Here is a 19,073-nt window from a genome sequence, read left to right as displayed (position 1 = left end):
CCCCCGAAGCCCTCCCACGGACGGCCCAGCGGGCAGGCGGCCGCACCCGCCCCGGTGCACTGTGGTGAGTGGCCCTGCCGTCACCGACCGGTGCGGGACCGGCGCGGCCGCCGGTGTGCTCGCCGTCCCGCCGCCGGGAGCCGGTGCCGTGCGTACCGCAGGGGGCGGCGCGGGCGTCATTCCGGAGGACGGGCCATGAGGTGTTCAGGGACGGGCAGGGCCGCCGGACCGGCGGTGCTGCTCTCGGCGGCGGGCATCCTGCTGGCGGGCTGCGGCGGCGCGGCCGCGCCGGAGAGCGGGGACTCCCCGCAGCGGGTGTCCCGGGAGGCGGCCTCGTCCACCCCCGTCGCCCCGGGCGCCGCGAGTGCCGGGTGCAGCCACACCCAGCTGGTCGCCTCCGCAGCCCAGCAGCTGCCGTCCGGGGCGCCGGCGGGGAGCTGGGCGGTACGGGTACCCCTGGTCAACGACGGACCCCGGCCCTGTGTGCTGCAGGGCTTCCCCACCGTGGCCCTGGCCGGCGAGGGGTCGCCCGAGCGCAACCGGCCGCTGAAGGTCACCACCGAGGGCGTCGCACGACCGGTGCTGCTCAAGGTCGGCGGCCGGGCCTGGGTACGGCTCACCTTCCGGCAGGTCCTGGGCGAGGCGGACGGCTACTGCCCCTCCGGAGCCACCCCGCAGGCCGCCCCGTCGATCGTGCTGGGAGTCGCCGGCGGCGGGCTCCAGCTGGGCATGGAGGGCGGCGGCAACTTCGCGGAGTGCGACGACACGGTCCGTACCACCGCCTTCCTCGCGACCCGCCCCTGACCACCGCACCGTCCCGCCCGGCCGCCCCCGGAATCGCCCGAAACGTTCGCGCGTTGCACAGGGAGACAGGGGAGCCGGCGGTGTGCGAGCCCGGCAGCCCGAGTGACCGAAGTGACAGTTGGAGGGGCCGCAATGGCTGCGCAGACGCAGAGGGCCGTGCTGGCGGGCGGATGCTTCTGGGGGATGCAGGACCTGATCCGCCGGCTCCCCGGGGTGACGGCCACCCGGGTCGGGTACACCGGCGGTGATGTGCCGAACGCGACGTACCGCAACCACGGCACCCACGCGGAGGCCATCGAGATCCTCTTCGACCCCGAGCAGACCAGCTTCCGCTCGCTCCTGGAGTTCTTCTTCCAGATCCATGACCCGAGCACCAGGAACCGCCAGGGGAACGACATCGGCCTCAGCTACCGCTCGGCGATCTACTACGTGGACGACGAGCAGAAGCGGATCGCCGAGGACACCATCGCCGACGTGGACGCCTCCGGTCTGTGGCCGGGCAAGGTCGTCACCGAGGTCGAGCCGGTCGGCCCCTTCTGGGAGGCCGAGCCCGAGCACCAGGACTACCTGGAGCGCTACCCCGACGGCTACACCTGCCACTTCCCGCGCCCGGGATGGCGGCTGCCCGCCCGTACGGAGGGCTGACCGCACCCGGCCGCCCGGCGGCGGGCGGGGACCCCGGCGGGGGAGCCGTCCGGTGCCGGGCCCGGGGAGTGCGGCGCGGCCCGCGGGGGTGCCCGTGCGTCCCCGCGCCGCGAAGCCCCGGCGGGCTACGCTCGGACACCATGAGCGACCAGCACGGGCAGCAGTACGCCTTCGAGACCCTTGCCATCCACGCGGGCCAGGAGGCCGACCCTCAGACGGGGGCGGTGGTCCCGCCCATCTACCAGGTCTCCACCTACAAGCAGGACGGCGTCGGGGGGCTGCGCGGCGGCTACGAGTACAGCCGCTCCGCCAACCCGACGCGTACCGCGCTGGAGGAGAACCTCGCCGCGCTGGAGGGCGGCCGGCGGGGGCTGGCGTTCGCCTCCGGCCTGGCCGCCGAGGACTGCCTGCTCCGCACGGTGCTGAAGCCCGGCGACCACATCCTGATCCCCAACGACGCCTACGGCGGCACCTTCCGGCTCTTCTCCAAGGTGCTCCAGCGCTGGGGCGTCGAGTGGTCGGTGGCCAACATGCACGAGCCGGAGTCGGTACGGGCGGGCATCCGCACCACCACCAAGGTGGTCTGGGTGGAGACGCCCAGCAACCCCCTGCTGGGCATCGCGGACATCTCCGCGCTGGCGCAGATCTCCCGCGACGCCGGGGCGCTGCTGGTGGTCGACAACACCTTCGCCAGCCCGTATCTCCAGCAGCCGCTGGCACTGGGCGCGGACGTGGTGGTGCACTCGACCACCAAGTACATGGGCGGCCACTCGGACGTGGTCGGCGGCGCCCTGGTGTCGGCGGACGCCGCCCTGGGTGAGGAGCTGGCGTACCACCAGAACGCCATGGGCGGGGTGGCCGGACCGTTCGACTCCTGGCTGGTGCTGCGCGGCATCAAGACCCTCGGGGTGCGGATGGACCGCCACTGCGAGAACGCGACCCGGGTCGCCGAGCTGCTCACCGGCCACCCCAAGGTGGTGCAGGTGCTCTACCCGGGCCTGCCGGAGCACCCGGGACACGAGGTGGCGGCCAAGCAGATGAAGGCCTTCGGCGGCATGGTGTCGTTCCGGGTCGCGGGCGGCGAGCAGGCGGCCGTGGACGTCTGCGACCGGGCCCAGCTGTTCACCCTGGGTGAGTCGCTGGGCGGTGTGGAGTCGCTGATCGAGCACCCGGGGCGGATGACGCACGCCTCGGCCGCAGGTTCGGCGCTGGAGGTGCCGGCCGACCTGGTGCGGCTGTCGGTCGGCATCGAGTCGGTGGACGACCTGCTGGCGGACCTGACCCGGGCGCTCGGCTGACGGACACTCAGGAGGCGGCTCCCAGCCGGTCAGCGGCTGGGGACCGCCTCCTGCTCGTCCGTGGTGCCGCTGCGGCCGCCGGTGGCGAAGGACTCCATGGAGAGGTTGAAGCGGGCCAGCAGTTCGCAGAACGTCTCCTGGTCCTCCTGCGGCCAGTCGGCCACCAGCAGCCGGACCAGCTCCTGGCGGCTGCTGCGCACCTCCTCCAGGCGCTGCCGGCCCAGTGGTGACAGGTCCAGGAAGACGGCGCGCTTGTCGTCCGGGTTCTGCACCCGTTCGACCAGGCCCCCGTCGACCAGCGGCGCCACCTGCCGGGTGACGGTCGAGGAGTCGATGCCGAGGGCGTCGGCGAGCGCCTTGACGCCGGTCGGGCCCTGCCAGCCGAGCCGGTTGAGCAGCAGGAACGCGGCCCGGTCCATGGAGTTGCGCTGGGAGCCGACGCCGCCGATGCGTACCTGCTCGACCCGGCGGGCGAAGATCGCCACCTGGTACTGGAGGCGGTCGTGGAGGTTGTGGTCCGTGGTCATGGCGGCTCGCGGTGTTCAGCGGTGTGCATCGGTACTGGTGCGCCGGGCCCTGGGGGCCGGGCGACTTTGAGGGTACGCGTGTCCGGCGGTCGCATGTAACGCCCCGGACCGCGCGGACTTTCGCCCCTCCGCGCCGCGCGGTGTACGCGGGGGCGGCCGGGGGACGCGTCCTAGGCTGGGATCATGCAGAGCTGGCCGATCACCGTCGACGACGTACGCGGTGCCCACAAGATGCTCTCCGGGGTCGCCAGGGTGACCCCCATGGAGGGCAGCCGACACCTCTCCGCGCTGGTCGGTTCCCCGGTCCATCTCAAGTGCGAGAACCTGCAGCGCACCGGTTCCTTCAAGCTGCGCGGGGCGTATGTGCGGATCGCGGGGCTCTCCCCGGTGGAGCGGGCCGCGGGGGTGGTGGCGGCCAGCGCGGGCAACCACGCGCAGGGGGTGGCACTGGCCGCCTCGCTGCTGGGGGTGCGCTCCACCGTCTTCATGCCGCTCGCCGCGCCGCTGCCCAAGGTGGCGGCAACCCGGGAGTACGGGGCCGAGGTGCGGCTGCACGGGCTGAACGTGGACGAGGCGCTGGTGGCGGCCCGGGACTTCGCGGAGACCACCGGCGCGGTCTTCATCCACCCGTTCGACCACCCCGACGTGGTGACCGGCCAGGGCACGGTGGGTCTGGAGATCCTCGAACAGTGCCCCGAGGTGCGCACCATCGTGGCCGGGGTGGGCGGCGGCGGGCTGCTCGCCGGGATCGCCGCCGCGGTGAAGCCGCTGCGCCCGGACGTCCGGGTGGTGGGGGTGCAGGCGACGGGCGCCGCCGCCTATCCGCCGTCGCTGGCGGCCGGCCGGCCGGTGGGGCTGGAGGCGTACTCCACCATGGCTGACGGGATCATGGTCGGGCGGCCCGGCGATGTGCCCTTCGCCGTGATCAACGCGCTGGCGGACGGGGTCCGTACGGTCAGCGAGGAGTCGCTGTCCCGGGCCCTGCTGCTCTGCCTGGAGCGGATGAAGCTGGTGGTGGAGCCGGCCGGCGCGAGCCCGGTGGCCGCGCTGCTGCAGGATCCGGGGGCGATCGAGGGCCCGGTGGTGGCGGTGCTCTCCGGCGGCAATGTGGATCCGCTGCTGATGCAGCGGGTGCTCAGGCACGGCATGGTGGCGGCCGGGCGCTATCTCTCCCTGCGGCTGCTGCTGAGGGACCGGCCGGGTGCGCTGGCGGCGCTGCTTGCGGTCTGCTTCCGGGTGGACGCCAATGTGCTGGACGTGGCACATGTGCGTACCGCCCCCGGACTGGGGGTGGCGGACGCCGAGGTCGATCTGCACCTGGAGACCAAGGGGCCGGACCACTGCGCGGCGGTGGTGTCGGAGCTGCGGGAGGCGGGCTACACCGTGCTGCGGCAGGGCTGAGCCGCCGGGGCGGCTCGGCGCGCGACCCGGCTGGGGCGCGGTACCCGGCCGAGGACGGGTGAGGGTAAATCGGGGGCGGTTGTCAGTGGTACCCGGCATGCTGGCCGGGTGCATCGTTGACAGGGCGGTGTACGGCCGACTCATGACCGAGGATCCGGCCTTGACGCGATACATCGCGTCTGTCATTGTCGCGATGTATCGCCTTTGCCCGCCCCGCGTGGCCATGCGCCGATGCGCGCGCCCGGGGGACCACACGGAGAAGAGAGACCGACATGGCGCCAGCCATCACCGCCGAAGGACTGGTGAAGACCTTCGGCGACGTACGAGCCCTCGACGGGGTCGACCTGGAGGTACCCGAGGGCACGGTCCTCGGCCTGCTCGGTCCCAACGGGGCGGGGAAGACCACCACCGTGCGGGTGCTCACCACCCTGCTGCGCCCCGACGCCGGCCGCGCCGTCGTCGCGGGGGTGGACGTCCTCAAGGAGCCCAACAAGGTCCGCAGCCTGATCGGGCTCTCCGGCCAGTACGCGGCCGTGGACGAGTACCTCACCGGCCGCGAGAACCTGCAGATGGTCGGCGAGCTCTACCAGATGAGGTCCAGGGACGCCAAGGCGCGGGCCCTGGAACTGCTGGAGTGGTTCAACCTCTCCGAGGCCGCCGACCGCCCGGCCAAGACCTACTCCGGCGGTATGCGCCGCCGGCTCGACCTGGCCGCCGCCCTGGTGGTCCGCCCCCCGGTGATGTTCCTGGACGAGCCCACCACCGGCCTCGACCCGCGCAACCGGATGGCCCTCTGGGAGGTCATCGAGACCCTGGTCGAGCAGGGCACCACCCTGCTGCTCACCACGCAGTACCTCGAGGAGGCCGACCGGCTGGCGCACGACATCGCCGTGGTCGACCACGGCCGGGTCATCGCCCGCGGCTCCGCGGACGAGCTCAAGGCGCAGATCGGCGGCGAGCGGGTGGAGATCGTGGTCCACGACCGCGACCTCATCGGCACCGCCGTGGAGGCGCTCACCCCGTACGCCAAGGGCGAGCCCACCATCGAGAAGCACACCCGCAGGATCACCGTCCCGGTCAGCGGCGGCGCCCGGGTGCTGGCGGATGTGATCCGCGAGCTGGACGGCAGGGACATCCTCATCGACGACATCGGCCTGCGCCGCCCCACCCTCGACGACGTCTTCCTCTCCCTCACCGGCCATGCGGCCGAGCAGGGGACGGAGACGGCGGAGGACGCGGAGGCGGCCGAGGACCGGACCGTCACCACCGGAAAGGACGCATGACATGGCGGCGACCACCCCGACGGCGATCGTCGTGGCCGATCGTGTTCGCTCGCGTTGGCCAGGTTTCGGTTCAGCAAATGCCCAGATCAGCGCAGTGGCCTGGGTTGAGAGGGGTGTGGCGTGATGACTTCCACCACAGCGGGCGCGATCGGCACGGTAGCCCCGGGGCAGCGGACGGGCCTCTTGCAGGCGGCGCGTGACTCCTGGGTCGTGGCTCGCCGCAATGTGCGGCGAATGACCCGGATTCCTGAGGTCTTGGTCTTCGGCCTTATCCAGCCGGTCATGTTCGTGCTGCTCTTCACATACGTCATGGGCGGTGCGATCACCGTCCCCGGCGCGACAGCCGACCCCCACGCGTACAGGCAGTACCTGATCCCCGGCATCTTCGCGCAGACCGTCACCTTCGCCGTGGCCGGGGCCTCGGCCGGCATCGCGGAGGACATGACCAAGGGCCTGGTGGACCGGTTCCGCTCGCTGCCGATGGCCCGTGGCGCGGTCCTCACCGGCCGGACGCTCGCAGACCTGGTGCAGACCACCCTGATCATTGTCGTCCTGGCTGTCGTCGCGGTACTGATCGGCTGGCGTACCCACACGGCCTTCTGGGAGGTCATCTGTGGCTTCCTGCTGCTCCTCCTCCTGGGCTACGCCTTCTCGTGGATCGGCGCGCTGATCGGCCTGTCCGTCCGCAGCCCGGAGGCTGCGACTTCGGCGGGCCTGGTGTGGCTGTTCCCGCTGACGTTCATCTCCAACGCCTTCGTTCCGGTCTCCACCATGCCGGGCTGGCTGCAGCCGGTCGCCTACTGGAACCCCTTCAGCGCCACCGTGCAGGCAGTCCGCCACCTCTTCGGCAACGTGCCTGCGGGCATGGTGCAGACGGCGTGGCCGATGCAGCACGCGGTGTGGGTCTCCGCCGGCTGGTCCATCCTGATCATCGCTCTGTTCAGGACGCTGTCTGTACGCAAGTACCGTCGCGCCAACGGCTGAGCAGGCGAGGACCGCCTCCAACCACGTCAGAAGGTCGAAGACCCCGCCTCCCCGCGGGGTCTTCGTCGTTCCTCCGGAGCCTGGTCGCCTGGCCAGGTCGAGCGCCCGGTGCCCGTGGTTGAGCGCTTGGCCGATGTCTCGTCGCCTGCCAAGCCGGCTGGCACAGCCCCACGCCTGCGGTACGAAGGAGTTCGGGTTCCTCGTTCCGGACGGCGGCCGAGGCCGAAGCGGCTATCAAAGTCCACGAATAGGGCCGCAGTAATCCATCAACCAGGGGACGGCGCTTCGAGCGGCAATGGTGAAACCCGGAGGGGGGAAAAGCCGGGGACGGGCGCGAGGATCGACATGAGGTGGCGTGCTCGTTTTTGATCGGCACAGAAGCAATGTCGGCTCGCTCAACAGCTGTTCGGCGACGTCATCAGGCGGGAAAAAGTCCTGAATCTGACTGATTGTCAGTGGTCACCGTGACCGTGGCTAACATCGCTCCACACATGGTGACCCCGGCAGCGCGCCAACGCTCCGGGGTCTGGCCAGTCTGGAGGGACTGACATGGGTGAGCGTACGCTTACGTGCTCGCGCGCCTCAAAGCAGCGCAAGCTGATCCGGGTAGTGGTCTACCTGCGTGTGTCCACGATGCAACAGGTTGTCGGCTATGGCCTCCGGGTCCAGGAAGCCCAGTGCCGTGCCTGGCTGGATTACAGGCTCGGCAAGGGCAGCTACACGATCATCCGGGTCTTCTCCGACGACGGTGTATCCGGGAAGCTCGCGTCTCGACCGGACTTCGACCGCATGAATGCCCTGATCGCCGGGAAAGGTGCTGACCTCGTCGTGGTCGGCAAGCTCGACCGCGTCGGGCGAACTGTGAAGGACATCCACAGATGGGCCTACGACACCACTGAGCTGGGCGTGCGCATCGCCACCGCGGACGGGCGCATCGACAGCCAGGACGAGATGTTTGAGATCACCCTCTCGGTTCTCGCCCACGTGGCTCAGCTTGAGCACACCCTGATCCTTGAGCGGACGGCGGCGGGACGCGAACAGAAGATCGCTGCTGGTGGTTGGCCTCTCGGGCAGCCGCCTTACGGTGTCGTACTCGAAGGCACGGGCAAGAATGCGGTGCCTGTGCTCTCCGCCTACGAGTGCGAAGTGCTGGACCTGACGTGCCGGTTCATCGCAGAGGAGGGCCTGAACAGGCACGAGGCGGCGGAGAAGCTGAATCTCCTCGGCTACAAGACCCGCAACGGCAAGCCGTGGACCGGCGACAACCTCGCAGGCCGCCTCAGGACGACTGCGCTCGACGGGTACGCCGAGTTCAAGATCATGCGGCCAGGGGAAGACGACGAGGAGGACGACACCTTCGAGGTGTTCCGCATCCCTGTGCCTCGGCCGCTCGCGGAGGAGCGTGTGGCAGCGCTTCGGACGGCCATGGCGGCCCGCACGTTCACCAAGAAGAACCAACGTGCGTACCTGCTCACCGGTCGCTTCACCGCCTTCTGTGGCGGTCACTACACCGGGGGGAAGGCTCCGGATCGCGACGCCGCATACCGGTGCATGGGCAAGCGCCTTGGCCTTTTCTGCACCTGCTCCGAGCTTCCGGCCCTGGAGACGGAGCACGCGGTCTGGCGCGAGGTTGAGAAGCTGCTCACGGACACCACCAGGTTTCGCGGGCTGATCGAGGCGGAGATGGGAGCCGTTCCCGGGCGGATCGCATCCTACGAGCGCCGTCTTGCGCAGATCGACGCCGAGTTGGACAAGCAGACGGGCAACAAGAAGGAGCGGCTTCTCGAACTGCTGGCGCAGGTCTCGGACGACGACGACCGGGATGTCGACCTGGAGACGCTGGCCGAGGTGATGGCGGCCCTTTGGGAGAAGAGCCAGGAACGAATCAAGGCTCTCCGGGAAGAGCGCGAACGTGTCGCGGACTGGCGGGCTGAGGCCCGGGACCACGTGGCGCGTGCGAAAGCCATCCTGGCCAAGGTCGAGGGAGCAGCCCCGACGCTTGAAGGCTTCGACTCCGAGCAGAAGGGCGATCTCTTGTCGCTCCTGGACGTGCGTGTGCAGGTCATCGGCCAGGGCGAGGCGCGGCGCAAGGGCATTGCCGATCCGCTCACCGAGTGGCACCGGAGCACCGGCCGTCTGGTCCCGGCCGCGATCGACGATGAGCAATGGGATCGGGTCGCGGCGATCCTGAAGCCGTCCCGTCAGAACGTGGACGGGGCGAGAGAGGTGTTTGCGGCGATCCTGCACAAGCTCAGGACAGCGGAACGCTGGAACGAGGTTCTGGCGCCCACGGGCGCTTGGAACGGCGTGTACCGGCGCGCGAGGGCATGGCACGCCGACGGGTCATGGGAAGCAGCATTGGACGCCCTCGGGGCCTACGAGGGCACTCCCGTGCCTGACCCGTTCCTCCTGCCTCCGATGCTGGTCACGGGAGCGATCGACCCGAAGTGCGCGTCCGTCGAACAGGAGGAGTCGGGGGAGCGCACATGGTCTTCGGCCTGATGCAGCCCGTGATGTTCGGGCTGCACTCTGGTCTGTGTGATGGGCGGGGCGATCAAGGTCCCGGGCTCGGCGGGCGGGAACGCCCAACGGGAGTTTCTGACGGCCGGCTTCGCGGTGGCCGGAGCCTCGGCGGGCATGACCAAGGGCCTGGTGGACCGGTTCTGCCGGCTGCCCATGGCGGGGTCCGGTCGCGGTGCTGGTCGGCCGCATCGCCGACAGTCGTCCGCCGGCCGTCGCGGATCGGCCTGGCAGTACGACGGCGAGGCGGCCGCACCGTAGGGTGCGGCCGCCCTCGCCGTGCGCGGTGGCGGTGGCTCAGCCGGTGTAGGGCTTGGCCTCCATGATCTTCACGGTGGCCTTCTTGCCGTTGGGCAGCTCGTAGGTGGCGTTCTCGCCGACCTTCTTGCCGTTGATCGCGGTGCCGAGCGGCGACTGCGGAGAGTAGATGTCCAGGTCGTCCCCGGCCACCTCGCGCGAGCCGAGCAGGAACGTCATGGTGTCATCGGGGTCGCCGTCGAAGGCCACGGTGACGACCATGCCGGGGGCGACCACGCCGGAGTCCGACGGAGCCTCGCCGACCTTGGCCTTCTCGAGGAGCTGGGTCAGCTGGCGGATGCGCAGCTCCTGCTTGCCCTGCTCCTCCTTGGCCGCGTGGTACCCGCCGTTCTCGCGCAGGTCACCCTCTTCACGGGCTGCCTCGATCTTCTTGGCGATCTCCACGCGTGCGGGACCCGACAGATAGTCCAGCTCGGTCTTGAGCTGGTCATACGCCGCCTGGGTGAGCCAGGTGACGTTTTCGCTGGTCTGGGTCACAGGTGCTCCTCGTCGGTACTCGGCTGTACTACAAAGCAACGCCCGCTCCCGTGCCGTCCGGCTCGGAAGGGGCGAAACCACGAGCGTAACAATTCCTCGGGGGTGAGGGGAGTGGCTGACTGCGCACTGCTACCCGCCGGCTGCGGTGCGCATGCCCGATCCCACCGCCGAATATGCCTGACAGGTGTGACAATCGGAACGCTCCGCGCTCGCGGAATGTCGCGCGCCCCCCGCGCCACCCACTACCCGTGGGCCACGCAGCCCAGCAACTCGGCGGTGGTGCCGGGCGCGGTGGTGCGGATGGTCACGTCCTTATCGAAGGTACTGCCTGCAGCGGGGACGGCAACATCGAGCTGACCCACCACCGTGTGGTCCGGGGACTCGCTGCGCAGGGTGCACACCCCGCTCACCCCGCTCTGCTTGCGTACCGACAGATGGGCCGTGACCGCTGTGCCGGAGACCACCCTGAAGGTCGGCACCTCGCCGTGGAGCTTGGTCTCCCGCAGCAGGTAGGAGGCGCCCAGCCAGGCGATCAGGCCCAGGAAGAGCACTCCGCAGACCACGGCGGCCACCCGCAGCCGCCGGTCGGCCCTGCGGTCGTCGCCGCCGAAGCGGCCACCCCCGCCGTACCGGCCCTCGGGCAGCCCGGGCGCTGTGGTGCTCATCCGAATCATCCTTCCTCGGCAAGGCCGCGGAATGTACCGGCCCTCCAGTCCGTCACTATAGAAGTGGCCGACCCCGGCCGGATGCGGCGGGGCGGTACGGGATGGATGCGGAAGGAAACAGGCGTTGACTGAGCAGTTGCGACTGATGGCGGTACACGCCCACCCGGACGACGAGTCCAGCAAGGGCGCCGCCACCATGGCCATGTACGTCGACCGGGGTGTGGACGTGCTGGTGGCTACCTGTACGGGGGGAGAGCGCGGGTCCATCCTCAACCCCAAGCTCCAGGGGAACCCCTGGGTGGAGGAGAACATTCACGAGGTCCGCCGCAAGGAGATGGACGCGGCGCGCGAGATCCTGGGTGTGCGGCAGGCCTGGCTGGGCTTCGTCGACTCGGGCCTCCCCGAGGGCGACCCTCTGCCGCCGCTGCCCGGTGGCTGCTTCGCCCTGCAGGAAGTGGAGCAGGCCGCGGAGCCGCTGGTGCGGCTCATCCGCGAGTTCCGTCCCCATGTGATCACCACATATGACGAGAACGGCGGCTATCCGCACCCCGACCACATCATGACGCACAAGATCACCATGGCGGCCTTCGAGGCGGCCGGCGACCCGGACGCCTACCCGGGCACCGGCGAGCCCTGGCAGCCGTTGAAGGTCTACTACAACCACGGTTTCCCGATGGGCCGGATCCGGGCGCTGCACGCCTACCTCACCGAGCACGGGCACGACTCCCCGTACGGCGAGTGGATCGAGGGATGGGAGAAGAGCGGCCGCCAGGAGCGGGAGATCACCACCCGGGTGGAGTGCGCGGACTTCTTCGAGGTCCGCGACCGCGCCCTGATCGCCCACGCCACCCAGATCGACCCGGAGGGCCCCTGGTTCCGTGTGCCTCTGGAGGTCCAGCGCGAGGTCTGGCCCACCGAGGACTACGAGTTGGCCCGCTCCCTGGTCGACACCTCCCTCCCGGAGGACGACCTGTTCGCGGGCATCACGGCCGACGTCACGGTCTGAGCCGTGTGAATTTCGCACCCCGGTGGCCCGGTCGCCCCGCGACCGGGCCACTATGGAGAGGTGAGCACCCCCATGAGCGACCCCGCCGCCCTCGCCCACGTCACCCTGGCGGTCAACCCCGACAAGGTGACCCCGGGCCTGCTGGGCTTCATCGTCTTCGCCGTCCTCGGCGCCGCCACCTGGTTCCTGCTGAAGAGCATGAACAAGCAGTTCAAGAAGGTGGACTTCGTGGAGGAGCCCGAGCAGGACGCCTCCCCGTCCGCCGCGGGCCGCCGCCCGGAGGACTCCCGCACCGCCTGACCTGCGTATCGCCTGCCTGCGGGTGGGGGGCGGGGCGGGGCTCAGCGCCGGGGCGCGGTGACCGCCGCGTCCGCGCACCCGGCGGCGCGTCCCAGCAGCAGGGCGCGTTCGGCGCCGTTACGGGTGAGCCCGGCGGCGCGCTCGAACTCGCGCCGGGCCTCGTCGTACCGGTCCAGCCTGGAGAGCAGGTCACCGCGCACGCTCGGCAGCAGGTGGTAGCCCTGGAGCGCGCCGGTGGCGGTCAGGGCGTCCACGACGGCGAGCCCGGCGGCGGGCCCCTCGGCCATCCCCACGGCGACCGCCCGGTTGAGCTCGACCACGGGTGACGGTGTGCGGGCCGCCAGCGCGCCGTACAGCTCGGCGATCCTCGCCCAGTCGGTCTCCTCGGCGGTCAGTGCGCGCGCATGGCAGGCCGCGATGGCGGCCTGCAGCGCATAGCCGCCCGGCGGCTCGCCGCGGGAGCGGCCGAGTTCCTCCGCGCGGGCCAGGGCGGCGAAACCGCGGCGGATCAGCAGCTGGTCCCAGCGTGACCGGTCCTGGTCCGGCAGCAGGACGGGCGACCCCGAGCGGTCGACCCGGGCCGCCGAGCGCGACGCCTGGATCTCCAGCAGCGCGATCAGCCCGTGCACCTCGGGTTCCCGGGGCATCAGCCCGGCCAGCACCCGCCCCAGCCGCAGCGCGTCCTCGCAGAGCGCCGGGCGCAGCCAGTCGTCGCCGGCGGTCGCCGAGTAGCCCTCGTTGAAGACCAGGTAGACGACCTCCAGCACGGACGCCAGCCGTTCGGCGAGCTCATGGCCCTGCGGCACCTCGAAGGGGACGCGCTCCCGGGCGAGGGTGCGCTTGGCGCGGACGATGCGCTGCGCGACCGTGGACTCGGCGACCAGGAACGCCCTGGCGATCTCCTCGGTGGTCAGACCGCCCAGCAGCCGCAGTGTGAGGGCCACCCGCGCCTCCCGGGACAGCACGGGGTGGCAGGCCGTGAAGACCAGCCGCAGCAGGTCGTCCTCGATGTCCTCGTGCAGCGCGGCGCCCTCCGGCGGCCCGGCGCCCTGCTGTCGCTGCTCGGTCTCCAGCTCATGGCCGAGCAGCCGGAGCTTGCGGGCGTAGCGCTCGTTGCGGCGCAGCAGGTCCACGGCCCGGTGCTTGGCCGTGGCCATCAGCCAGGCTCCGGGGTTGCGCGGTACGCCCGACTCGGGCCACTGTTCCAGCGCCGCGACCAGGGCGTCCTGGGCCAGCTCCTCGGCGGTGCCGAGGTCGTGGACGACCCGGGTGAGCCCGGCGACCAGCCGCGGGGACTCGATCCGCCAGACCGCCTCGACGGTGCGCCGGGTCCGTTCGTCGCTGGGGGTCACGTCCACACATCCCAGCATGCCGTGGGGCGCCAGCGCCAGGCGGGCGCCCCGGACGGCGGCGGTCACGCAGGCTCCTGCGCCCGGGTTACCCGGCGTCCTCCACCTGGCGGATCTCCGACTCCATCTCCCACTCGTCGCCGTGGATGGCCAGGAAGCGCGAGGCCCACTCGACCGCCTCCTCCCGGGACTTCGCCTGGATCAGGGCGTAGCCGCCGATGACCTCCTTGGCCTCGGCGAACGGGCCGTCGAGCACGGTCAGCTTGCCGCCGGAGAGCCGGATGCGGGTGCCCTCCTCCAGCGGGCGCAGGCCGCCGGTGTCCAGCAGCACGCCCGCCCTGGTCATCTCCTCGATCAGCTTGCCCATCTCCTCCATCAGCTCCTGGCTGGGGCCGTTCTGGGGTGCCTTGGCCGGGTCCAGCTTGAGCAGCATCATGAAGCGCACGGTGGTGTTCCTCTCGCAACGGGTTCTGCAGCGGTACTGCACGGGACCCGCGGCGGCTTCGCCGCGGGGTTCCGCCGGGGACTTCTCTCCGTCCCCTGCCTACGCGTCGATCGGGGTGCGGCCGGATCGACACCCGGGGCGAAGAAACTTTTCCCCGCTTCGGGCGGGCGGTGATCAACCCGAATCGGTGGCCGCAGCGGGAGAAGCCGGCCGGGTGAACCGACTCGGTAGCGCAACCTCGCCCTACCTGCTTCAGCACGCCGACAACCCGGTCGACTGGTGGTCCTGGTCGCCGGAGGCGTTCGAGGAGGCGCGGCGGCGCAGTGTGCCGGTGCTGCTGAGCGTCGGCTATGCGGCCTGCCACTGGTGCCAATGAACTCGCAGACGCAGGAGTCCTGACCTGCGTCAGACGTCCCTGATGCCGACGCGGCTCCCGCACAGTTTCGACCAGTCGTCGCGGTCGGAGGTCAGCACGAGGACGGGGGCTGGGGCCCGCAGGGCCATCGCAGCGACGAGCGCGTCGATTGCGTACTTGTGCCCGTGGAGGCCGCCGGCGTCCAGCAGCAGGCGCACGGCGGCCATGGAGTCGTCCTGACTGACCGGCTCCACCTGGAGTCGGGAGAGGACCCAGTTCAGCCGGGCGACATCCGTTTTGCCGTGGACGGCCTCGACGACGGTCAGTGCCGAGACGAGCACCAGTACGCGGGCCCGGCGGGATGCCTCTACGCGGGCCACCATCTGCCGGTCATTGCCCAGTAGGAGAGACAGCGCCTGCGAGTCGAGGACCAGTGACCGGACAGGCGGTTCCTTCACGCCGCGTCCTGTCCGGCTCCGCAGACTGCGGCTCCTCCCCGAACAGCTCTCGGTGCGCGGCTTCGATCTCCTGCTCGGTGAGGGCGCCGTGATCTGCTTCGTGGGCGGCGACGATCTCCGCCAGACCGTCCATGGCGAGCTGGTGCCGGACCGCTTCGGTGATGTAGGCGGACACGCCGCGTCGGCCGGCGCGTTCGCGTAGCGCGCCGACCAACTCGGAGGGCAGCGACACGGAGACGTTCTCGGTCGTCCCGGCTCGGGTCGTCTTCACGAGGCCAGTGTACGACAAGAACTATTACAGTGGCGCGGTGAGTACGGGTGCACGCCTACGGGTGGGGTGAACCGGCAGGTCGGACTGCTCGCATACTGGCCACGGCGCCGGTGCGCGTGCAGAATTGCGCGGGTTTCCGGGGCCCGGAGCCAGCCGCCGGCCCCCTCCGGTTCGGAAGGGGTGCAACGTGTTGTCGTTCCGGCGGTTGGTACTCGGCTGTGGTGCGGCGCTGTTGGGCATGTCCCTGGCGGGGGTGCACTGTTTCCGAAGGGGCGGTCACCGGCATCTGCCGTTCTCCGGCCGGTACGACAATGGTGGTCGTTCGGGTCTGCGAGGGCTATGTGGACTCAGCCGTCTTCTACGTGGCCGACTTGGGCGACAAGAGCATGATCTCGTGGTCGCATGACGGATCCGTCACCGACTTCGCCGCCTGGCCTCTGGCAGGAGACCGCGAATGGAGACTTGCCAGGCCGCTGCCCGCGTGGAAGGCAGGCTGGGGCTACGCCGTCTACGGGGCAACCCACGACAATCGGTGGTCAGGGACTCGTGTGGAGTGCACTCCAGGCGACCTCGGAGCACTCCGGCCGGGCCAGGTCCGCTACCAGCCGTTCGCAGCCGACAGTCCCAAGACCACGTCGCTGGCATCCTTCCAGGAGCACGCTTGCGACTCCGCGCACTGAGCCTTGCCTGCAACGGGCTCCCGGCTGTGCAAGAGTGGCCACATGAACAGGCTGGCTGACTCGCAGTCGCCCTATCTCCGGCAGCATGCCACCAATCCCGTGGACTGGTGGCCGTGGGGAGAGGAGGCGATGCAAGAGGCAAAGAGGCGCGACGTTCCCATCCTTCTTTCGGTTGGGTATTCGTCGTGCCACTTAGGCTTCCAGTCACTGGTGCCATGTGATGGCGCACGAGTCCTTCGAGGACGAGGCGGTAGCCGCGTACCTCTCCGAGCACTTCGTCTCGGTGAAGGTGGACCGCGAGGAGCGGCCGGACGTCGACGCCGTCTACATGGAGGCCGTGCAGGCAGCCACCGGGCAGGGCGGCTGGCCGATGACGGTCTTCCTCACCCCGGACGGTGAGCCCTTCTACTTCGGCACCTACTTCCCGCCCGAGCCGCGTCACGGCATGCCGTCGTTCCGGCAGGTGCTGGAGGGGGTCGCCGCCGCCTGGCGCGACCGCCGCGGCGAGGTCGGCCAGGTCGCCGGGCGGATCGCCGCGGATCTGGCGGAGCGCGGCTCGATCCTGGGCGCCGGCCGTCCGGCCGCCCCCACCGAGGACGATCTGCACCAGGCCCTGCTGGGGCTCTCCCGGGAGTTCGACGAGAAGCGCGGCGGTTTCGGCGGGGCGCCCAAGTTCCCGCCGTCGATGGTGCTGGAGTTCCTGCTCCGCCACCATGCGCGCACCGGGTCCGACGCGGCCCTGGAGATGGCCGAGCGCACCTGTGACGCCATGGCGCGCGGGGGTATCCACGACCAGCTCGCGGGGGGCTTCTCGCGCTACTCGGTGGACGCCCACTGGACCGTGCCGCACTTCGAGAAGATGCTCTACGACAACGCCCTGCTGCTGAGGGCCTATCTGCACCTGTGGCGGGCCACCGGCTCCCAGCAGGCCCACCGGGTGGCCCTGGACACGGCCGGTTTCCTGCTGGCGGAGCTGCGCACCGCCGAGGGCGGCTTCGCCTCCGCGCTGGACGCGGACAGCCCCGACCCCGTGACCGGAGAGTCCGTCGAGGGCGCCTACTACTCCTGGACGCCCGAGGAGCTGGTCGCCGAACTCGGCGAGGAGGACGGCCACCGGGCCGCCGAGCTGTTCCGGGTGACCCGGCAGGGCACCTTTGAGCACTCCCGGTCCGTGCTCCAGCTTCCGGAGGACCCCCAGGACCTCCGCTGGTACGAGTCCGTCCGCACCCGTCTGCTGGCCGCCCGCTCCCGCCGTCCCCGTCCGGCCCGCGACGACAAGGTGGTGGCCGCCTGGAACGGCCTGGCCGTCGCCGCCCTGGCGGAGGCGGGCGCGCTGCTGGAGCAGCCCGAGCTGCTGGCGGCCGCCGTCGCGGCCGCCGATCTGCTGCTGGCCGTCCACCTCACCTCCGAGGGACGGCTGCTGCGGACCTCACGGGACGGCCGTCCCGGGCCCAACGCCGGAGTGCTGGAGGACTACGCCGATGTGGCCGAGGGCTTCCTGGTCCTCTATGCGGTCACCGGTGGCGCCGAGTGGCTGGAGCTGGCGGGCGGGCTGCTGGACACCGTGCTGGTGCACTTCACCGATCCGGAGAGCGGCGCCCTCTTCGACACCGCGGACGACGCGGAGCAGCTGATCCGCCGCCCCCAGGACCCCACGGACAACGCCGCCCCCTCCGGCTGGACCGCTGCCGCGGCCGCCCTGCTGGGCTATGCGGCCTACACCGGTTCCGAGCGCCACCGCACGGCGGCGGAGCGGGCACTGGGCGTGGTCGGTGCGCTGGCCGGGCGGGCGCCCCGCTTCATCGGCTGGGGCCTGGCCGCCGCCGAGGCGTACGCCGACGGTCCGCGGGAGATCGCCGTGGTGGGTCCGGCCGACGACCCGGCCACCGCGGTGCTGCACCGCACCGCGCTGCTGACCACGGCCCCCGGGGCGGTGGTCGCGGTGGGTGAGCCGGGTACCGCCGAGGTCCCGCTGCTGGCGGACCGGCCGCTGCTGGACGGTGCTCCGGCGGCCTATGTCTGCCGGCGCTTCACCTGTGAGGCGCCCACCGGCGACCCAGCCCGGCTGGCCGCCGCCCTCGGTGACCATGTGCAGTGACCGCCGTGCAGTGATCCCCGGTGCAGTGACCGTGGTGCAGCGACCGCCGTGCGGTGACCGCAGGGTAAGGCCGAAACTTGGTGGCGCCGCGTCCGCGCGACGCGGAACCATGAGCCATGGGCTGGAACCTCACCGATGACGTCGATGTCTTCCTGCGCTGCGCGGGGGACTTCCTGGCCGCGCACGCGGCGGAGAACACCGTGCTGCTGACCGTGTCGGACGCGATCCGCGGGCAGGGCCCCGGGGCGTTCGGCGGGTCGCCGCCGCGTTACGGCTGGTGGTGTGCCGGGGACGGTACGGCGGTGGGCGGCGCATATCTGCAGACGCCGCCGTTCCCGGTAATCCTCGGCCGGATGCCGCAGCGCGCGGCGGAGGAGCTTGCGGCGGTCCTGGTGGGTGAGGGCGGTGCGCTCGGCGGCGTCGGCGGTGCCGTCGAGGCGGCGACCGCCTTCGCCCGGGTGTGGCGGGACGCCGTCGGCGGGGGCACGGCGGTCCGCCGGCGGGAGCGTCTCTACCGGCTTGCGGCCCTCACCGGCCCGCAGCCCGCACCGGCCGGTGCCGCGAGGGTGGCGCGGCCGGAGGACCAGGCGCTGATCGTGGAGTGGTACGAGGCGTTCACCCGTGAGACCGGTGAGCTGATGCGCGACTTCACCGAGGCGGTCGCGCGCCGTATCGCCGCCGGTGGCTTCCACCTCTGGGAGGACGAGGGCGGACCGGTGGCGCTGGCCGGTGCCGGTGCGGCGGCGGGCATGGTGCGGATCGGCCCCGTCTACACGCCTCCGCGTTGGCGCCGCCGGGGGTACGCGGCAGGGGTCACGGCCGCCGCGACCGCGCAGGCGCTGGCCGACGGCGCCGGGGAGGTCCTGCTCTTCACCGATCTGGCCAACCCGACCAGCAATGCGCTGTACCAGCGGCTGGGCTATCGGGCGGTGAGCGACCGGGTGCTGCTGGACTTCACGGACTGACGGGGCGCGCTGCGGTGGCCTCCATGGCGAATTGTCCGAATGTTGAGGTCCTGTTCGCCTCCCTGATCCGCCGTCATGTCACCGTGGGTCGATACGGTGTGACGTGAGGGTCATGGAGAGGCAGAGCGTGATGGCGGTGCGGATCCTGGGCAGTGCCGCGGCGGCGGGTGCGGTGGGCGCCGTGGTGGGGGCCTATCTGGTCGGCGGGCCGCTGCTGGTGCTGG

Annotated in this window: 16 protein-coding genes and 3 pseudogenes; 12 read left to right on the top strand and 7 right to left on the bottom strand. The window is 71.2% G+C overall.

Translation table 11 applies throughout. From position 1 onward, the window contains the following. The first annotated feature begins 195 nt into the window (after positions 1 to 195). The 3 genes from AOK09_RS31805 to AOK09_RS31795 all read left to right on the top strand — a co-directional run bounded on the left by AOK09_RS31805 (position 196) and on the right by AOK09_RS31795 (position 2,747). Positions 196 to 804: a DUF4232 domain-containing protein gene (locus AOK09_RS31805; protein WP_107101510.1), complete on the top strand. Its 609-nt coding sequence runs from the start codon at positions 196 to 198 to the stop codon at positions 802 to 804. Positions 805 to 936: 132 nt separating this feature from the next. Then, positions 937 to 1,449, top strand: a complete 513-nt coding sequence (msrA, locus tag AOK09_RS31800; protein ID WP_055590689.1) for a peptide-methionine (S)-S-oxide reductase MsrA — start codon at positions 937 to 939, stop codon at positions 1,447 to 1,449. Between the two features lie 140 nt (positions 1,450 to 1,589). Beyond that, positions 1,590 to 2,747, top strand: coding sequence for a cystathionine gamma-synthase (locus AOK09_RS31795; protein ID WP_055590688.1), 1,158 nt, complete (start codon positions 1,590 to 1,592; stop codon positions 2,745 to 2,747). A 29-nt stretch (positions 2,748 to 2,776) separates the two neighbouring features. Here the strand turns inward: AOK09_RS31795 and AOK09_RS31790 are convergent, their stop codons facing one another. Continuing rightward, positions 2,777 to 3,274: a MarR family winged helix-turn-helix transcriptional regulator gene (locus tag AOK09_RS31790; protein ID WP_055590687.1), complete on the bottom strand. Its 498-nt coding sequence runs from the start codon at positions 3,272 to 3,274 to the stop codon at positions 2,777 to 2,779. A 183-nt stretch (positions 3,275 to 3,457) separates the two neighbouring features. Between AOK09_RS31790 and ilvA the strand changes: the two genes are divergently transcribed. The 4 genes from ilvA to AOK09_RS31770 all read left to right on the top strand — a co-directional run bounded on the left by ilvA (position 3,458) and on the right by AOK09_RS31770 (position 9,444). Further along, positions 3,458 to 4,675, top strand: a complete 1,218-nt coding sequence (ilvA, locus tag AOK09_RS31785; protein ID WP_055590686.1) for a threonine ammonia-lyase — start codon at positions 3,458 to 3,460, stop codon at positions 4,673 to 4,675. Between the two features lie 272 nt (positions 4,676 to 4,947). Then, on the top strand, positions 4,948 to 5,958 hold the full coding sequence (locus AOK09_RS31780) for an ATP-binding cassette domain-containing protein (protein ID WP_055590685.1): 1,011 nt from the start codon (positions 4,948 to 4,950) through the stop codon (positions 5,956 to 5,958). Between the two features lie 123 nt (positions 5,959 to 6,081). Further along, complete coding sequence (locus AOK09_RS31775; RefSeq protein ID WP_055590684.1) at positions 6,082 to 6,942, top strand: ABC transporter permease; 861 nt, start codon at positions 6,082 to 6,084, stop codon at positions 6,940 to 6,942. A 549-nt stretch (positions 6,943 to 7,491) separates the two neighbouring features. Further along, a complete protein-coding gene (locus AOK09_RS31770) occupies positions 7,492 to 9,444 on the top strand; it encodes a recombinase family protein (RefSeq protein WP_055590683.1) in 1,953 nt (650 codons plus the stop codon). Positions 9,445 to 9,759: 315 nt separating this feature from the next. On the opposite strand, the gene greA is transcribed toward AOK09_RS31770, so the two are convergent. Beyond that, positions 9,760 to 10,257, bottom strand: coding sequence for a transcription elongation factor GreA (gene greA, locus AOK09_RS31760; RefSeq protein ID WP_055590681.1), 498 nt, complete (start codon positions 10,255 to 10,257; stop codon positions 9,760 to 9,762). Between the two features lie 242 nt (positions 10,258 to 10,499). Beyond that, the gene (locus tag AOK09_RS31755; RefSeq protein WP_055590680.1) at positions 10,500 to 10,922 is read right to left on the bottom strand and encodes a DUF4307 domain-containing protein; all 423 of its coding nucleotides are present in this window, start codon (positions 10,920 to 10,922) and stop codon (positions 10,500 to 10,502) included. Positions 10,923 to 11,046: 124 nt separating this feature from the next. On the opposite strand from AOK09_RS31755, the gene mca reads away from it, so the two are divergent. Both mca and AOK09_RS31745 read left to right on the top strand, forming a co-directional pair. Then, the gene (mca, locus tag AOK09_RS31750) at positions 11,047 to 11,928 is read left to right on the top strand and encodes a mycothiol conjugate amidase Mca (RefSeq protein WP_055590679.1); all 882 of its coding nucleotides are present in this window, start codon (positions 11,047 to 11,049) and stop codon (positions 11,926 to 11,928) included. A 72-nt stretch (positions 11,929 to 12,000) separates the two neighbouring features. Then, positions 12,001 to 12,228: a hypothetical protein gene (locus AOK09_RS31745; protein WP_055590678.1), complete on the top strand. Its 228-nt coding sequence runs from the start codon at positions 12,001 to 12,003 to the stop codon at positions 12,226 to 12,228. Positions 12,229 to 12,269: 41 nt separating this feature from the next. On the opposite strand, the gene AOK09_RS31740 is transcribed toward AOK09_RS31745, so the two are convergent. After that, the gene (locus tag AOK09_RS31740) at positions 12,270 to 13,598 is read right to left on the bottom strand and encodes an RNA polymerase sigma factor (protein ID WP_055590691.1); all 1,329 of its coding nucleotides are present in this window, start codon (positions 13,596 to 13,598) and stop codon (positions 12,270 to 12,272) included. Between the two features lie 67 nt (positions 13,599 to 13,665). Continuing rightward, positions 13,666 to 14,013 carry a YciI family protein gene (locus tag AOK09_RS31735; RefSeq protein ID WP_217698521.1) on the bottom strand — a complete coding sequence of 116 codons (348 nt, stop codon included), beginning with the start codon at positions 14,011 to 14,013 and terminating at the stop codon, positions 13,666 to 13,668. 223 nt (positions 14,014 to 14,236) lie between these two features. On the opposite strand from AOK09_RS31735, the pseudogene AOK09_RS38490 reads away from it, so the two are divergent. Next, a pseudogene (locus AOK09_RS38490) lies at positions 14,237 to 14,392 on the top strand (DUF255 domain-containing protein); the annotation flags it as partial. A 35-nt stretch (positions 14,393 to 14,427) separates the two neighbouring features. Here AOK09_RS38490 and AOK09_RS31730 read toward each other — a convergent pair. Next, positions 14,428 to 14,835 carry a type II toxin-antitoxin system VapC family toxin gene (locus AOK09_RS31730; protein WP_055590676.1) on the bottom strand — a complete coding sequence of 136 codons (408 nt, stop codon included), beginning with the start codon at positions 14,833 to 14,835 and terminating at the stop codon, positions 14,428 to 14,430. Positions 14,836 to 14,866: 31 nt separating this feature from the next. Further along, a pseudogene (locus AOK09_RS38485) lies at positions 14,867 to 15,106 on the bottom strand (hypothetical protein); the annotation flags it as partial. A 722-nt stretch (positions 15,107 to 15,828) separates the two neighbouring features. Here AOK09_RS38485 and AOK09_RS31720 point away from each other — a divergent pair. Both AOK09_RS31720 and AOK09_RS31715 read left to right on the top strand, forming a co-directional pair. Further along, positions 15,829 to 17,884, top strand: a pseudogene (locus AOK09_RS31720) (thioredoxin domain-containing protein). Positions 17,885 to 18,000: 116 nt separating this feature from the next. Next, on the top strand, positions 18,001 to 18,849 hold the full coding sequence (locus tag AOK09_RS31715; protein WP_055590673.1) for a GNAT family N-acetyltransferase: 849 nt from the start codon (positions 18,001 to 18,003) through the stop codon (positions 18,847 to 18,849). Positions 18,850 to 19,073 lie beyond the last annotated feature (224 nt).

The sequence above is a fragment of the Peterkaempfera griseoplana genome, assembly GCF_001418575.1.
In the GTDB taxonomy this organism is placed as follows: Bacteria; Actinomycetota; Actinomycetes; order Streptomycetales; family Streptomycetaceae; genus Peterkaempfera; species Peterkaempfera griseoplana.
This window is presented reverse-complemented; position numbering and strand designations above follow the sequence as displayed.

Coding starts and splice junctions, on each gene's coding strand:
- AOK09_RS31805 (WP_107101510.1), top strand. CDS start 196: ATGAGGTGTTCAGGGACGGGCAGGGCCGCCGGACCGGCGGTGCTGCTC.
- msrA (WP_055590689.1), top strand. CDS start 937: ATGGCTGCGCAGACGCAGAGGGCCGTGCTGGCGGGCGGATGCTTCTGG.
- AOK09_RS31795 (WP_055590688.1), top strand. CDS start 1,590: ATGAGCGACCAGCACGGGCAGCAGTACGCCTTCGAGACCCTTGCCATC.
- AOK09_RS31790 (WP_055590687.1), bottom strand. CDS start 3,274: ATGACCACGGACCACAACCTCCACGACCGCCTCCAGTACCAGGTGGCG.
- ilvA (WP_055590686.1), top strand. CDS start 3,458: ATGCAGAGCTGGCCGATCACCGTCGACGACGTACGCGGTGCCCACAAG.
- AOK09_RS31780 (WP_055590685.1), top strand. CDS start 4,948: ATGGCGCCAGCCATCACCGCCGAAGGACTGGTGAAGACCTTCGGCGAC.
- AOK09_RS31775 (WP_055590684.1), top strand. CDS start 6,082: ATGACTTCCACCACAGCGGGCGCGATCGGCACGGTAGCCCCGGGGCAG.
- AOK09_RS31770 (WP_055590683.1), top strand. CDS start 7,492: ATGGGTGAGCGTACGCTTACGTGCTCGCGCGCCTCAAAGCAGCGCAAG.
- AOK09_RS31755 (WP_055590680.1), bottom strand. CDS start 10,922: ATGAGCACCACAGCGCCCGGGCTGCCCGAGGGCCGGTACGGCGGGGGT.
- AOK09_RS31745 (WP_055590678.1), top strand. CDS start 12,001: ATGAGCGACCCCGCCGCCCTCGCCCACGTCACCCTGGCGGTCAACCCC.
- AOK09_RS31740 (WP_055590691.1), bottom strand. CDS start 13,598: ATGCTGGGATGTGTGGACGTGACCCCCAGCGACGAACGGACCCGGCGC.
- AOK09_RS31735 (WP_217698521.1), bottom strand. CDS start 14,013: ATGATGCTGCTCAAGCTGGACCCGGCCAAGGCACCCCAGAACGGCCCC.
- AOK09_RS31715 (WP_055590673.1), top strand. CDS start 18,001: ATGGGCTGGAACCTCACCGATGACGTCGATGTCTTCCTGCGCTGCGCG.